The organism is Pseudomonas sp. GW456-L12 (assembly GCF_059424045.1).
Window position 1 is genome coordinate 14,128 of record NZ_JBWKZA010000003.1, and the last position, 13,987, is coordinate 28,114.

Genomic DNA, 13,987 nt, shown 5'->3' on the forward strand with positions numbered 1-13,987 from the left:
TCAAGCTTATGAAAAGCATATTTTCACTACTTAAAATAATTATATCTGCACAGCTTTTATTTGGAGACGACTTAACATGCTACCATTTAGAATAAAACTCACTCTCACAATCCTACTAAGCAGTAGCTTTTTAGCATTTAATGCTTATGCCAAATGCATCTTGGATGCTGGCTTCACTAGAGGCACAACGACAATAAATTTTGGCAATATATATATTCCACGTGATGCACCGATCGGCTCAGTAATCGGCACTAGAGAATATTATGTTTCACGCGACTGGAAGAGCGCCTTTAGGTGCAGAGCATCTGGAGATAATATTCAATTCTCAACTGCAAATAAAATAGTCAGCGACATCCCTGTTGCCGGCACAACTCTTACATCAGGCTCGTTAATGGAAACCAACATCTCAGGAATTGGCGTCATTGTTAGAACTGAGAAACGTACCGTTGGCTGGGAAATCACCGGAAGCTACCCATATGTACCTTACACTATAACCTTCGGCCCGACCTCAAGGATGACAAGGATTCCCAAATCAGATTATTGGGTCACGCTAGTAAAGATTGGAGAAATCGCCACAGGCAATCAGAACTTCAATCATCAACTAATTAGTTCTCTGTACGCCAGTGACATCTCTGGACCAATAGATCAGCTCTTTCTCGACGGCAGCATCACTCGCTCTGAATGCACACTACCTAAGGGTGTCGGCACACAGATCAAAGTATTAATGGGTACTATAGAAAAACGTCATTTTAACGGTAAAGGGAGCACCTCGGACGCTGCAGGATTTAATATTCAGTTGACCGACTGCGTGTCCGGGTCTTATCCAACCGACCAGCCATGGAACTTCTTCCAGACCAGCAACGCCAATATTCGATTCGAAGGCGCGAAGGGCTCGACTGTACTGGACGCCGACAAAGGCATACTCAGCCTGAATAGCGACTCAACGGCGACCGGCTTGGCTGTGCAAATTCTACAAGCCGATGGTAAGACTCCAGTAACATTAGGAGTAGACACCCCTATTGTGCGCTTGCAGGACGGCATAACCGATGTACCGCTTAAAGCCCGTTATATCCAAACAAGCAGTTCTGCGGCCGGACCACAGCCAGGCAGTGCAAATGCAACAGCGAACTTTACGTTAACATATAAATAAGGAAACCCAATATGAAACCACTCCCACTTGATATAATTCCACTCGGAGAGCACTTCTATCTCTTTCAAAAAACTCTTGGGAACCCTAGCAAAAAGCTTATCATAACAAGCCACGGGGCCTATGTGCCCGGCATGAATACTCGTGTCCCAGCCAATACCTCACTGTTTTTTTATGGTCCGGACGGCAAGACCCTGCAAGATCCGGGTTTGAGTAGTGTCATGCGCAACGAAGTTACACCCTTTGAGCGGCGAGAACCCGAAAACCCAATACGTAATTACTTATTGTCCAAATACAGTAAAGATTCATATTTTGCAATTAGCTATGGCGTCAAACTAGAGGGCGTAGACGTACTGGCCGTACGCAATCGCAAGGCACCGGGGCTACTGCTGAAAAATAGCTTTCTTTCATTAGAAACCGCGCTTGCCGAATTGGCGAAAGAAGGTATCTACTACGAAGAGGTCCACTGCGTTTTCTGTCGCAATTTCCTGCTCGATTCAAAGCCAGAAACCCATATCGCTCCAGTGGCTTCATCACCACTTCCTATACAGAGGACGCACACGTCGCGACAGCAACTAATGAGTATTTGCACCGTAGCCAAAAGCCCAGCGGCGCTCCATAGGCCCCATTTTCCACGCAGCCTTTCAGCAATCCGCTTTGCCTTTCCTACTAACGAGTGCACCGAAAGCTCGCGCATTACTCTTGAAAGTAAAGCCCAGGGCGAGATTCTTACAAAACTTGATCACTATGATTATTCAGATCGCTTCATCGAGAGCGGTGAATATCTGCCCAAACAAATGCCGAAGCTCCACCCCCCCCAATTGGGCCGAATTCATAAATGACTACCTGCTGTTAATCAATGGCCAGATCAATATCCAACTATGGAATCAAAGCAGTCAGCACCGACAAGTCGGCATCCGGAATATTTTTAGGGAATGGAATAGTATCGTACCCGGCAGGCTAATTAGAGTCTGTTTTCTATTAGCAGCAAGCCGTTGAGCGCACTCCAGCCATAGTGGCTGGAGTGCAAAGGGGTATTGAAATACAGCAATCTCTAAGGCAACGCTCCAAAACTTCGAAAAAATAGTGTCTTTAACAACACTATAAATTCAGTAGCTGATAATAGGTAGGATTAGCCTCGCACTCACCCAAACCACATTCCAACAATGTAGAGACCAGATTTGCAGCGATTAGAAGTATGAATATAACAATCGACAACTTTCCAAGAAAAAGTGTTTGCTGCTTGACAGATGATGGTTGTTCCCAGCTCTTAAGCAGCAAAAGCCCCGAGATGAATACCATGGATGCAAGGGCAGACACCACAGCCCATGTATAGAAATGCAGGCCCATAAGCGTCACCCCATAACCTGGATCCCCCGGGAGGATATGCAGAAATACCTGACGCGAGGCGATAGCTCCAGTCAGCAAGCTGCCTAATAGCGCAATACCGTAGTGAGCACTGCGTATACCAAAACGCACATTCATTAAAAAGCCAAAACCTATGGTAATCATGCCTACGCGTTGCAGGAGACATAAAGGACACGGTAATTCATGCTGAAACAGCTGATAATAGAATGCAATTACCAGCGACACACTTATACCTAAAAGACCAAGAATATTGAGCGTATCGCCAATATTGAGCTTGGAGGATTGGGGAGGATTGTCCCCGCTCAAGGGTTGCGAACGGTTGTTACTTAACATGGCAATGCCTTTCAAAAGGATAAGGTAAGGGGATCAGTTGAGTGGTAGTTAAACCACACCAGACTGACAATTACTAACAGCCCCCACAGACAGAATCCTGCTCGCCTTTTTCCGAAAAAAATAGCAATCGCACTCAGCAAGGCAATTAAGAAGGGTAAAAACATATACATTATGTAGCTTTCCTTTATGAAGACCGATGCAAACTATGTTGATTTAAGCCTGGTCGCAGCACCTGCACTGACTTATGCATGCCAGTTTTTTCATGCACGATCAGTCTTGACGCTCATATCAACTTTTTGATCATATCTGGTCCAACAAGAAAAACGTACAACTTTCATTTGCAAAGCGTAAAGAAACGTGATCGCCGTCACCAAAAACACGATCCAACAAACGTGTACTGAACGTTAAAGGCTCAAGATGGAACGCGGTTACCCCCTTGCCGCCCTTCAGATGATTCGCATCAATTGGCGTAAGTCTTTTGTGTATATGCGAAAACGAGGACGAAGTTGTGTGAGCCCCAAACACAACTCCCAAAGGAAGGAACGCCGAGCGTGAAGCAGGTGCAATCGTTTTGTATTGATCCCATAGCAAAAACAGCCCCTCGGACATCCATATCCTGAAGAGGCTGTTCCAGCATCGAGAAACCTGTCAGTGCGACTTCATCCCCGCCGCCTGCATAAACAGTCGGATCAGCATGGCAAACACACCCAGCGCCGCCACGCTGCCTGCATAAATCACCAGCATCCAGCCCAGTCGCTGCCGTAGTAGTGGCTTATGCTCGGCCGGTTCAACAATTCTCTTACTGTCCATTGGGGCACTCCTCTGCTAGTGGTAGCCGTCTTCGTGGGTGACCTTGCCGCGGAACACGTAGTAGCTCCAGAAGGTGTAACCCAGGATGAATGGGATGATGAACAAGGTGCCGGCCAGGAGAAAACCCTGGCTTTGCGGTGGTGAGGCGGCGTCCCAAATTGAAATGGATGGTGGCACGATGTTCGGCCATAGGCTGATACCCAAGCCGCTGTAGCCGAGGAAGATCAACACCAGGGTCAGCAGGAACGGTGTGTAGTGCGCATTACGCGCCACAGCCTTGAACAGACCCCAGGTTGTTACCAGCACCAGGACCGGCACCGGCAGAAACCAGAACAGATTCGGCAGGGTGAACCAGCGTGCGGCGATCTCGGGATGGGTTATTGGGGTCCAGATACTGACGATAGCGATTACCGCCAGCAGCACGAGAGCCAGCGGCCGCGCCAGGTCTTGCATCTGTTCCTGCAACTTGCCTTCGGTTTTCATGATCAACCAGGTACAACCCAGCAAGGCATACGCGACGATCAGCGCCACGCCACAGAACAGGCTGAAGGGCGTCAACCAGTCCAGCCCACCGCCAGCGAACTGCCGATTGACCACTGGTATGCCATCAATGAATGCGCCCAGTGCTACACCCTGGAAGAACGTGGCGACCAGTGAACCACCGATGAAGGCCTTGTCCCAGATATGACGCTTGTCTTCCTTGGCCTTGAAGCGAAACTCGAACGCCACGCCACGAAAGATCAGCCCGAATAGCATGAAAATCAGTGGCAGATACAACGCCGACAACACCACCGAGTAAGCCAGCGGGAAAGCACCGAGCAGCGCTGCACCACCCAGCACCAGCCAGGTCTCGTTACCGTCCCAGACGGGGGCGACGGTGTTCATCATGACATCGCGGTCACTCTTGTCCTTGATAAAAGGGAAAAGAATGCCAATCCCCAGGTCGAAGCCGTCCATGACCACGTACATCATGATGCCGAAAATGATGACCACGGCCCAAATTAATGGAAGATCAATACCCATGACTCAATTCCCCTTGCTCAGGCTGTGGCTGTGATCGCCTTCACCGTTGTTGTCGGCGGCCGATAGCGGACGGGCCGGCGTACGTTGCTGACCAGGGCCTCCGTGGCTGATCTCTGCGCCTTCATTGGTCTTCGGACCTTTGCGCACCAGACGCATCATGTAGCCGAAACCGGTCCCGAACAGCGCGAAATACACCACGACAAACAGACCCAGGGTAAGGCTCATCTGCGCCACACTGTGGTTCGACGAGGCATCGGTAGTACGCAGCAGGCCATACACCACCCACGGCTGGCGGCCGATTTCAGTGGTGAACCAACCGGCGAGAATCGCGATCAGTCCGGACGGCCCCATGAACATCGCCAAGTACAGAAACGGACGGCACTGGTACAACGTTCCGCGCTTGCGCAACCACAAGCTCCACAATCCGGTGAAGACCATCAACATGCCGAGGCCGGCCATGACCCGGAACGACCAGAACACAACGGTCGAGTTGGGGCGGTCTTCAGGGGCAAACGACTTCAGTGCGGGTACCTGCTTGTCCAGGCTATGGGTCAGGATCAGGCTGCCCAGGTAAGGAATTTCGACGGCGAACCTGGTCTTCTCGGCTTTCATGTCCGGCCAGCCGAACAGGATCAACGGGGTCGGTTCATTGCCATGATTTTCCCAGTGACCTTCAATCGCGGCGATTTTTGCCGGTTGATGCTCCAGGGTATTCAGGCCGTGCATATCCCCGACCATGGCCTGAATAGGTGTGACGATCAGGGCCATCCACATGGCCATCGACAGCATGGTGCGGATCGCCGGGTTATCACGGCCGCGCAACAGGTGCCAGGCAGCCGACGAACCGACGAAGAAGGCGGTGGCGACAAACGCCGCAATCGACATGTGTGCGAGGCGATACGGGAACGAAGGGTTGAAAATCACCGCCAGCCAGTCCGTCGGAATCACCTGGCCGTTAACGATTTCGAAACCCTGAGGGGTCTGCATCCAGCTATTGGACGCCAAGATCCAGAAGGTCGATATCAGCGTTCCCAGAGACACCATGACGGTAGAAAAGAAATGCAGTCCGCGCCCGACCCGGTTCCAGCCGAACAGCATCACTCCCAGAAAGCCCGCCTCAAGGAAGAAGGCTGTGAGTACCTCATAGGTAAGCAGAGTACCGGTGATGGGGCCGGCGAAGTCCGAAAAACGGCTCCAGTTGGTACCGAACTGATAGGCCATAACAAGACCGGACACCACGCCCATGCCGAAGTTGACGGCAAAGATCTTCGACCAGAAGTGGTACAGATCACGGTAGGTATCGTTGCGGGTCTTCAGCCACAACCCCTCAAGAACCGCCAGGTAACCGGCCAAACCGACCGTGATCGCCGGAAACAGAATATGGAACGAGACCGTAAATGCGAACTGCATTCGCGCCAAGTCTAATGCCTGTAGATTAAACATAACTGCCCTCTTATATGCAGATAAAGCATGACTGCAACAGTGCGCTCAAGTTAGTTGCTGAGTTCTACATGACCGACATACTCTCTCTGCCGGGATGGCATGCAGGATCACGAACGGTAAGCCGGCTCAAGTTTTCTTTCGATCAGCAAAAGACCATGAAGCCAACTTCAACCACCAGAATTGAAATACAAGAAGCGAGTCATTGGATTACGGCGAGCTGTGAGCTCATTACCTCACAGCCCGAAGAAAAGTCATGTCTGAGCAGAACTAGTTTGTCAGTAGCTGATAAACCACGGGGTTAGCCTCACACTCTCCGGTACCACACTCCAGAACTGTAGATGCCAGGTTTGCAGCTATCAGGAAAATAAATACGGCCATGGCCAACTTCCCAAGAGCGTGCGCCTGTTGCCTGATAGGTGATGGTTGCTCCCAGCTTTTAAGCAGCAGAAGCCCCGAGATGAACACCATGGATGCAAGGGCAGACACCACGGCCCATGTGTAGAAATGCACGCCCAAAAGCGTCACCCCATAGCCCGGATCCCCTGGAAGAATATGCAGAAACATCTGGCGTGAGGCGATAGCTCCGGTTAGCAGACTCCCTAATAGCGCAACACCGTAGTGAGCACTACGGACACCGAAACGTACATTCATTAAAAAGCCAAAACCTATGGTAATCATACCCACTCGTTGTAGCAGACATAGCGGACATGGCAGTTCATGCTGAAACAGCTGATAATAAAACGCAATTACCAGCGACACACTTATACCTAAAAGACCAAGAATATTTAACGTATCGCCAATACTGAGCTTGGAGAGCTGAGAAGCGCTCTCCCCCATCGAGGGCCGCGAGCTATAGTTACTCATTCTCTAATACCTTTCAAAAGGATAGGTTAAGGAGATCAGTTGAGTGGTAGTTAAACCACACCAGACTGACAATCAGTAACAGCCCCCACAGCCAAAACCCTGTTCGCTTTTTCCCGAAAAATATAGAAATGGCGCTCAGCAGAGCAATTAAGAACGGCAAGAACATATACATTGTGGACCTTCCTTTATAAGAAGTGATACAGCGCTACTTTCATTTAGGATCAGCCAAAGCCCTAAATTAATCAGCCTCGCTAGAGCGCATCCGAAAATCTGCTTGTTCCCATCAAAAACATGACCCACCGAGCTGTGTACAAACACTGCAAGGTGCAAAACAGAACGCTGTTCAACGTCCAATGCCCTTCAGAAATGGAGCGCGGCCTGGGGAGTCCATGAAAGTCAAGTCAAGATCAGTGAAAAGCTGCTAGCCCATGGTCGCCAGCATGAATTGACGCACCACCCCAATGGTCCGCTCAAATGCCCAAGAGGTTTGAGCGGCAAAATACCTACGCGTCATAGCAATCCTCCTGATGTGTGTGTGGATGACCATGTGTGCAGTCTAGGTCATTTCCTTATCGGTTTTTTACCGTAATATCGGCATGTGTTATCGATTTTACCGATAATGATTTGACGCGGTGCCAATGTGGAACACATTAGAGGTGCACGGTGGAGCCTATCGCCATCGCTTGTTCCGTTTGCGATGGTGGACACCCCAAGGACAGGACAAACGGCCCGTTTTACCAGAAACGCCAGTGCTCGGTTCTCAACGGGCCCAGGTTCTGGCAGGAACATCCAATCTGTCCGGGTGCCGCCGACGAAAAAGATGCCCAATGGGATCGACAGGCCTTCGCCAGCTATCACCTCACACCAGAGCCTCACATCGGGCGCTCAAACGCCCAACCATTTCGTGTTCTATCGGGTAACAAGCGACGAGAAGAATCGCGACTATCGGTATGAACGCATCACAAAACAGGTGGTCTTCACCATGGATCCACTGTCATTATCAGCCAAGAAATTACCGTAGATCCCTACGATGAGATTCGCCCACCTACCTTCGGGCGAACGCCTTAACAAAAATAATGGCATTACCTTAGGAAATGGATAGATGGAATGATCTCATCGACCTAAAGATCCATATAACAGCCACTGCCAACAGTGCCAAATAGGTAGGCGATGTAGAGATGCTTCGCGAGAGGCCCATCCATCAGGAATGGAGGCCAGTTCGCGCATGTCTTCAAAGAATTTTAATCCGCAGGCTAAAACCTTCTATCGCCCCATCGACGCAGCGTTGCGCTGGTGCAATCTCATTCGTTTCGAGGCACAAATCTTACAGGCTACCTGGTCTTCCCCAGAGGAACTCAAGCTCCTATTTCCTCAGTGGCCATGCCTACAGTCCAACACCGAACTCATTTATGACGCTATTCGCAATGGCGAATTACCCTATGGCTGTTTCGGCATTTCGGTACCCCTAGGCACTATCGTGGAACCCAATTTATTGACGATTCGGCATTCAAGTCTACGTCAATGGATGCAGGTCTATTATCCTGATCAACGACCCACCTTTCTATTCGAGTCTGGCGACAACGCTCAAGAAAAAATCAGCCTGGGTGTTTACTTTAGCCTCCAGGCCGAGCGTGATGCCTTACTGCGAGAACGGGATACTCTGCAGCACCAGCTCCAAAGTGTCGAAGCAGACCTTCGGACTCTAGGACTTGAACAGGAAAGCCTTAAATCACTGGCGAATGTCCAGGGGCAGCTCAGCGAGCGGAGCGAGAACACCTATCTGAAGATCATCGGTGCCTTGCTCAACACCTTTTTGGACTCATCACCTGCTGGTAAGCCTCTTTCCGTATTCAAGAGTCAAGCTGCAATAGTTGACGCTGTGACTGCTCGCCACAAGGACATTCCCGGTCTCAGCAAACGAACATTGGATGAGAAGTTTGCTGCCGCCAACCGTAGCCTCAAAAAAACACCTGAACCATAGCATTGCACTGCAATCCTCCTGATTGCAGTGCAATGACTTCGCGCCTTTGCTGCCATTTAATTCAAGTCACTTCCCACCACGCGCCAATCGGCGCCAGGAGAGACCAGCATGTCCAGCCAATCCTCCCCCATCACTGAAACACCTCAGCCACAGGTCGGACGGCACATCATGCGCCGCGACGAAGTTGAAAGAAAAACCGGCTTCAAGCGTGCGCACATCTACAACCTGATGAAGGAAGGCAGATTCCCTCAAGCCAAGCGAATTGGCCTGCGCGCGGTTGGCTGGGACTCGCTGGAGATCGAGCAGTGGATCGTTGAACGCTTAGGTCAGCAGGCCTGATGCCATGCGTGTGGTGTCGGTGATTTCCACCAAAGGTGGGGTAGGAAAAACCACAGTAGCCGCCAACCTCGGTGGTCTGCTGGCGGATGCTGGCCTACGCGTTCTGCTGCTCGATCTGGATAGCCAACCCACCCTCTCCAGCTATTACGCATTGAACCGGAAGGCTGACGCAGGCGCGTACGAGTTCATCGCACTCAACCTAACAGCATCAGCACAGATTATTTCCAGGACAGTGATCACGGGACTCGACCTGATCCTCTCCAATGACGATCAAGGCCGATTGAGCACCTTGCTGCTGCATGCCCCCGATGGTCGATTGCGACTGCGCAATTTGCTCAACAATTTCCCCCCCAATTATGACCTGTTATTGATCGACACCCAGGGCGCACGAAGCGTGTTGCTGGAGATGGCTGTCCTGGCCTCCGATCTCGCCGTCTCTCCCATCACCCCAGAAATGCTCGCCGCCCGCGAACTGCAGCGCGGCACCTTGCAGCTGCTCAGCGAACTCGAACCGTTCCGCCACCTGGGCATTCCCCCACCACCCTTGAGATTACTGCTGAACCAGGTGAATACCATTCGGATAGACACCCGGATGATCATCCGCGGACTGCGCGATACCTATGCTGGGGCTACCAACATCTCAATCCTGGAAACCGTAGTTCCAGACCGAGTGGCGTACCTCAATGCCGCATCCCTCGGTCTACCGGTCCATCGAGTCGAGAAACGCCAGTCAGGTGATCGACGCTCTCCATCAGCCCTGGACACCATGCTAGCGCTGGCCATCGAGTTATTTCCAGAATGGCGCGAAGCGATCTCTGCAGTGAATAGATGTCCGGAAGCGCAATGAGGCGAATCGCCAAGCTGACCATTCTCAACAAATCGTTTTATTTACTCGACATTAGGCCAACTGTGTTTGGCGAGGAGTCTCTAGATGTTGGCTCAGCCTCCCATCATCATTCAACCATCCATTCGACCACAGCACCCACCTTGCGAAGAGTACTGCACCGTAGTCTTTCGCCTGCAGGGTGGTCGCTCGGCCATGGGCTGGTTCCTCGCAGAACTCTCTAAACATTTCGAAGGTTCGGGGACTGTCCAGATCGTCAAATTCGAGGTCGGTGACCATTTGCGAAACCGGCGCTAACTGAGGTTATTTAGATGAAGAAGCTCAGTCAGGAGGAGATCACCGACAAGCTGCATCAGGAGCGTTTCTCTCGAGGTCCAGAGCTGGAGCGACTGTCTGATCCAGTCATTGACACACCTATGCTAGTCACTCTGGAGCAGTTGCGGCCCTATGAACACAACCCACGCTTCATCCGTAATCCGCTTTACAACGATATCAAAGCCTCAATCCGTGAGCGCGGACTAGACCAACCACCACCGATTACCCGCCGCCCGGGAGAAACCTATTTCATCATCCGCAACGGTGGTAATACCCGCTTGGCGATTCTTGGCGAGCTGTGGCAGGAAACCCGTGACCAGCGCTTCTTTCGCATTCACTGTCTGTTCCGCCCCTGGAACAGTGAGATCACTGCCCTGCTCGGCCATCTGGCTGAAAGCGATCTGCATGGCCAACTCACCTTCATCGAACGTGCTCTGGCAGTAGCCAAGCTCAAAACCATGCTCGAAGCAGATGGAGTTGTGCTCTCACAACGTGAGCTGGCACGACGCCTTGCCACTGGGGGTTATCCCATTTCGCAGTCACACATCAGCCGGATGCTGGACACCCTCGAACACTTACTGCCCGCTATTCCACAAACCCTGTATGCCGGATTGGGGAAGCCCCAGGTCGAACGCCTGATCGCTCTGCGCAGCCAGGCTGAACGAACCTGGAACCGCTATCCAACCACCACTGTTGTGTTCACCGAGTTCTGGCTCGAAACCCTGAGCGACTTCGATGCCGCCCCAGAGTCCTTCGATCTTGAGCAGCTCCAGGATGAACTGCTCGAGCGCATGAGCCGCTTGCTCGGGCAGTCCTACCGCATGCTGGCCCTGGAGCTGAGCGATACCCAACGGGTGATCTCGACGCCTGACATTGTCGCCACCACGCCCTCGAAAAACAGCCCTCAGCCGGGTATTGATAAGGCCGCGGCAAAACCTCCCTCCTCCAAGCTCCGCCCAGAGGCTGAGACAGCGCAAGGGGAGTTGCTCACGCCGCCTGAAACAAATATCAAATCATCGGTCAGCCGCCCGTCACGTGTTCAACAGATTCGCGAACAGATCGATCGTGAGACCTCCATAGAAGCGTTGCCGACTGTCGAAGCCTGCGCGATGAGCGAGATCTGGGCCATCACCCCTGAATTGGATACCCCCGAACAACTGCGTTTGGCCATTGCCACACTGGCGCGGGAAATGGCGACCTACGCCGGACATCCCGAGAGCATCATCGATCAGCAGCTGGGTTTGGGCTTCGCCCTCAACATCGAGCGGCTTGATCTTGCAGCACCTCGCGCGACCGGCATTCACCTACTGCTCCTAGCCCTGCTGCGCGCTCAAGACGACGTGAACTGGGAGGATCGTCAGCAACTGCCCTCGGCCTTGTTCGGCCAACTGTTGTTGGGGGTCTATCAACTCCCGCTGACAGATCGTCCCGCCGTGGATGTGGGGCTGGAGCGACTGCCCGACAGCTTGCTAATCAAGCTGTATCGCCTGATCCGTCTGGCCCGTCGCTTGATCGATTTAACGCTTGCGCATGAAAATAACTCACCGAAGGAGCTGCCATGAGCCTGTCCTTTAATGTGCTCAACCAAGCCATGTTGACCCAGGTGTTACATGAGCTGCGCCTGGGTAACCCACAGCGCTGCAAAGCCCTCGGACTGAGTGAAGACGACATCTATCTGTTGCAATCCTTACCGCCCACCACACTCTCGCGCCTGGCTCATGCCACCGTCCCCTGGGTTGAGGTCAAGATTGACTCGCCAGTGCTGCACCGGTTGATCGAACAAGCCGAACGCGACGAGCAGAACGAGAGGTTGATCAATCGGGCGCTCAAGCTGGGCGCCAGCAGCACCATCATGTACCAGTGCTTCGGCTTGGCACATTCGGAAACCGCCCTGCGCCGCCGTCTACTCAAGATAGAAACCCGTAAGGGCCGCCCTCAGCATTTGAGCGAAGCGCAGGAACATGCGCTCTGGCAGCGCTGGTGCCAGCTACGCGCGCAGGACAGTACCGAAGATCAGCTCGACGCGATGATGATGCTGGCCGAAGAACAACAGATCAGCTTGACCATCGTTTGGCAGCAGATTGACCAGTACAGCAATGGAACATGAACACTGCCCCCTGCAGTCGCTGGCAGCGTGTCCTGCAGCAATGTACCCAGCAACTGAGTGAATGCTGGCCCGCACGTCCGACTACTGAGCGACCCTCCAACCAGGCTCTGCAGGCTGGCTTTCTGTTCAGTGGCCAATCACACGAAATCGTGCCACGTCGATTGCTGCTGGATAATCGGCTAACGCCGTTGGAGCGTAATGCCTGGCAGGTGTTCCGGCTCATGCTGCAAGGCCAGGGTGTGGTCACGCCGCGCTATGAGGATTTGCAGCCTTACCTGTCCAGCGTGCCCTACGGTGCATCTGCCTCCCGTGAAACCATCGCGCGCGTCTTGACGATGCTCAGACTGACGCGCTGGCTCAGTTTGGTGAGTCGTGGACGCGATCAGGTCAGCGGACGCCTTCAAGGTTCTCTGTACGTCCTGCATGATGAACCGTTAACCCCCGCCGAAGCCATGGAGTTGGATCAGGATTACCTGGAGCTGGTCGGACATGCCCTAGGCCATGCGACGAAGGCAGTGCGTATTGTCGCCCAGCACGTCGTAGAGGAAGTCAGCCAGGACACGAATATTGATCGGGATCGGTTACCGACGCGGCTCGACAGCTGGGGCGATCACTGGATGTGGCAAGGGTTGGATCAGGCAAGCAATGCCGTATTGCACGAATCCGAATTGGGGGAAGATAACCCGGTTCGGAATCGTGCAAAGCCTCGTTCGGATTGCGAACCAGGCTTGAATGCCAGTGTTTCCAGCACCGTTCGGAGTCCGAACACCGCCTGTACTGTATTAGAAGAAAGTCTTTGTACTGTACCGCGCGCGACCCCAGCGGTAGATAACTTGCACTGGCCCAATCCACTGCATCTGATCCCAAGCGAACGTCAGGCTGTCACCGTGGCGCTGAACAAGCTCAAGCCAGCGGATCGGCAGGCGGTGCTCAACGAGGCGGGGGCACGCTGTGCGGCAGGAAGTGTCCGCAAGCCAGCAGCCTATCTGATGGGCCTGATCCAGCGTGCGCTGAAAGGCGATTTTCGTCCTTGGGCAGGTCAGGCAGAACCGCCGCCAATTGCAGAACCGTTCCTACCCGTCCCCTCGCGCCCGCCCCGAAAGCAACGCGAACCCGCTTCAGCGCTGGCCCAAGCATGTCTGAATGAGCTACGCCAACTGCGTGGCAAACGTCCTGGACCTCAGTAGATTTGATGCCACTGGCATCAAATCTACTGAGGTCCAATATGGGATCGCGATCTATGTAATGCGAACAACATGGCTATAGATATCCACAGAAATGATGCCACCGGCATCACTCGTAACGCCTCCGAAATTAGCCCTCTCAGACCAAACCGAACAGACCGCTTTCAACTTTTCGGCTGCCCTTACCTCTCATCTATCACAACGTTCTCGCCCAAGCCTATACGAGGAC

The 13,987-nt window shown here is 52.7% G+C and carries 15 protein-coding genes; 8 read left to right on the forward strand and 7 right to left on the reverse strand.

Annotated elements, in window-relative coordinates; genetic code table 11:
• Positions 1-76: 76 nt before the first annotated feature.
• Both AC07Y9_RS04740 and AC07Y9_RS04745 read left to right on the forward strand, forming a co-directional pair.
• On the forward strand, positions 77-1,150 hold the full coding sequence (locus AC07Y9_RS04740) for a fimbrial protein (RefSeq protein ID WP_102680948.1): 1,074 nt from the start codon (positions 77-79) through the stop codon (positions 1,148-1,150).
• Between the two features lie 11 nt (positions 1,151-1,161).
• Complete coding sequence (locus AC07Y9_RS04745) at positions 1,162-1,989, forward strand: putative adhesin (protein ID WP_146021803.1); 828 nt, start codon at positions 1,162-1,164, stop codon at positions 1,987-1,989.
• 259 nt (positions 1,990-2,248) lie between these two features.
• Here AC07Y9_RS04745 and AC07Y9_RS04750 read toward each other — a convergent pair whose 3' ends face one another.
• The 7 genes from AC07Y9_RS04750 to AC07Y9_RS04780 form a co-directional block, all read right to left on the reverse strand.
• Positions 2,249-2,848: a disulfide bond formation protein B gene (locus AC07Y9_RS04750; RefSeq protein WP_087092635.1), complete on the reverse strand. Its 600-nt coding sequence runs from the start codon at positions 2,846-2,848 to the stop codon at positions 2,249-2,251.
• Positions 2,849-2,859: 11 nt separating this feature from the next.
• Positions 2,860-3,018 (reverse strand): DUF5993 family protein, encoded by a 159-nt coding sequence (locus tag AC07Y9_RS04755; RefSeq protein WP_219735174.1) that lies wholly within the window; start codon positions 3,016-3,018, stop codon positions 2,860-2,862.
• Between the two features lie 478 nt (positions 3,019-3,496).
• Entirely contained in the window at positions 3,497-3,658 is a 162-nt protein-coding gene (locus AC07Y9_RS04760) for a DUF2474 domain-containing protein (RefSeq protein ID WP_102680949.1), read from the reverse strand.
• Between the two features lie 15 nt (positions 3,659-3,673).
• Positions 3,674-4,681 carry a cytochrome d ubiquinol oxidase subunit II gene (cydB, locus tag AC07Y9_RS04765; RefSeq protein WP_102680950.1) on the reverse strand — a complete coding sequence of 336 codons (1,008 nt, stop codon included), beginning with the start codon at positions 4,679-4,681 and terminating at the stop codon, positions 3,674-3,676.
• Positions 4,682-4,684: 3 nt separating this feature from the next.
• Positions 4,685-6,124, reverse strand: coding sequence for a cytochrome ubiquinol oxidase subunit I (locus AC07Y9_RS04770; RefSeq protein ID WP_087092632.1), 1,440 nt, complete (start codon positions 6,122-6,124; stop codon positions 4,685-4,687).
• Positions 6,125-6,391: 267 nt separating this feature from the next.
• On the reverse strand, positions 6,392-6,988 hold the full coding sequence (locus AC07Y9_RS04775) for a disulfide bond formation protein B (protein WP_207240232.1): 597 nt from the start codon (positions 6,986-6,988) through the stop codon (positions 6,392-6,394).
• Positions 6,989-7,001: 13 nt separating this feature from the next.
• The gene (locus tag AC07Y9_RS04780; RefSeq protein WP_219735175.1) at positions 7,002-7,160 is read right to left on the reverse strand and encodes a DUF5993 family protein; all 159 of its coding nucleotides are present in this window, start codon (positions 7,158-7,160) and stop codon (positions 7,002-7,004) included.
• A gap of 1,053 nt (positions 7,161-8,213) precedes the next feature.
• On the opposite strand from AC07Y9_RS04780, the gene AC07Y9_RS04785 reads away from it, so the two are divergent.
• The 6 genes from AC07Y9_RS04785 to AC07Y9_RS04810 all read left to right on the forward strand — a co-directional run bounded on the left by AC07Y9_RS04785 (position 8,214) and on the right by AC07Y9_RS04810 (position 13,761).
• Positions 8,214-8,969, forward strand: a complete 756-nt coding sequence (locus AC07Y9_RS04785; RefSeq protein ID WP_087092629.1) for a hypothetical protein — start codon at positions 8,214-8,216, stop codon at positions 8,967-8,969.
• A gap of 108 nt (positions 8,970-9,077) precedes the next feature.
• Positions 9,078-9,308: an AlpA family transcriptional regulator gene (locus AC07Y9_RS04790; protein ID WP_087092628.1), complete on the forward strand. Its 231-nt coding sequence runs from the start codon at positions 9,078-9,080 to the stop codon at positions 9,306-9,308.
• Between the two features lie 4 nt (positions 9,309-9,312).
• Complete coding sequence (locus AC07Y9_RS04795; RefSeq protein ID WP_087092627.1) at positions 9,313-10,155, forward strand: ParA family protein; 843 nt, start codon at positions 9,313-9,315, stop codon at positions 10,153-10,155.
• A gap of 308 nt (positions 10,156-10,463) precedes the next feature.
• Positions 10,464-12,029 carry a ParB family protein gene (locus AC07Y9_RS04800; protein WP_087092625.1) on the forward strand — a complete coding sequence of 522 codons (1,566 nt, stop codon included), beginning with the start codon at positions 10,464-10,466 and terminating at the stop codon, positions 12,027-12,029.
• On the forward strand, positions 12,026-12,574 hold the full coding sequence (locus AC07Y9_RS04805; protein WP_087092624.1) for a DUF2857 domain-containing protein: 549 nt from the start codon (positions 12,026-12,028) through the stop codon (positions 12,572-12,574). The genes AC07Y9_RS04800 and AC07Y9_RS04805 overlap by 4 nt, the downstream gene beginning before the upstream one ends.
• On the forward strand, positions 12,571-13,761 hold the full coding sequence (locus AC07Y9_RS04810; RefSeq protein ID WP_102680952.1) for an STY4528 family pathogenicity island replication protein: 1,191 nt from the start codon (positions 12,571-12,573) through the stop codon (positions 13,759-13,761). The genes AC07Y9_RS04805 and AC07Y9_RS04810 overlap by 4 nt, the downstream gene beginning before the upstream one ends.
• The last annotated feature ends 226 nt before the right edge of the window (positions 13,762-13,987 follow it).

What these genes read in the sequence shown, in the direction of transcription:
- AC07Y9_RS04775 (WP_207240232.1), bottom strand. Translation starts at nt 6,988, where the DNA reads ATGAGTAACTATAGCTCGCGGCCCTCGATGGGGGAGAGCGCTTCTCAG.
- AC07Y9_RS04785 (WP_087092629.1), top strand. Translation starts at nt 8,214, where the DNA reads ATGTCTTCAAAGAATTTTAATCCGCAGGCTAAAACCTTCTATCGCCCC.
- AC07Y9_RS04760 (WP_102680949.1), bottom strand. Translation starts at nt 3,658, where the DNA reads ATGGACAGTAAGAGAATTGTTGAACCGGCCGAGCATAAGCCACTACTA.
- AC07Y9_RS04805 (WP_087092624.1), top strand. Translation starts at nt 12,026, where the DNA reads ATGAGCCTGTCCTTTAATGTGCTCAACCAAGCCATGTTGACCCAGGTG.
- AC07Y9_RS04800 (WP_087092625.1), top strand. Translation starts at nt 10,464, where the DNA reads ATGAAGAAGCTCAGTCAGGAGGAGATCACCGACAAGCTGCATCAGGAG.
- AC07Y9_RS04740 (WP_102680948.1), top strand. Translation starts at nt 77, where the DNA reads ATGCTACCATTTAGAATAAAACTCACTCTCACAATCCTACTAAGCAGT.
- AC07Y9_RS04780 (WP_219735175.1), bottom strand. Translation starts at nt 7,160, where the DNA reads ATGTATATGTTCTTGCCGTTCTTAATTGCTCTGCTGAGCGCCATTTCT.
- AC07Y9_RS04755 (WP_219735174.1), bottom strand. Translation starts at nt 3,018, where the DNA reads ATGTATATGTTTTTACCCTTCTTAATTGCCTTGCTGAGTGCGATTGCT.
- AC07Y9_RS04770 (WP_087092632.1), bottom strand. Translation starts at nt 6,124, where the DNA reads ATGTTTAATCTACAGGCATTAGACTTGGCGCGAATGCAGTTCGCATTT.
- cydB (WP_102680950.1), bottom strand. Translation starts at nt 4,681, where the DNA reads ATGGGTATTGATCTTCCATTAATTTGGGCCGTGGTCATCATTTTCGGC.
- AC07Y9_RS04745 (WP_146021803.1), top strand. Translation starts at nt 1,162, where the DNA reads ATGAAACCACTCCCACTTGATATAATTCCACTCGGAGAGCACTTCTAT.
- AC07Y9_RS04810 (WP_102680952.1), top strand. Translation starts at nt 12,571, where the DNA reads ATGAACACTGCCCCCTGCAGTCGCTGGCAGCGTGTCCTGCAGCAATGT.
- AC07Y9_RS04795 (WP_087092627.1), top strand. Translation starts at nt 9,313, where the DNA reads ATGCGTGTGGTGTCGGTGATTTCCACCAAAGGTGGGGTAGGAAAAACC.
- AC07Y9_RS04750 (WP_087092635.1), bottom strand. Translation starts at nt 2,848, where the DNA reads ATGTTAAGTAACAACCGTTCGCAACCCTTGAGCGGGGACAATCCTCCC.
- AC07Y9_RS04790 (WP_087092628.1), top strand. Translation starts at nt 9,078, where the DNA reads ATGTCCAGCCAATCCTCCCCCATCACTGAAACACCTCAGCCACAGGTC.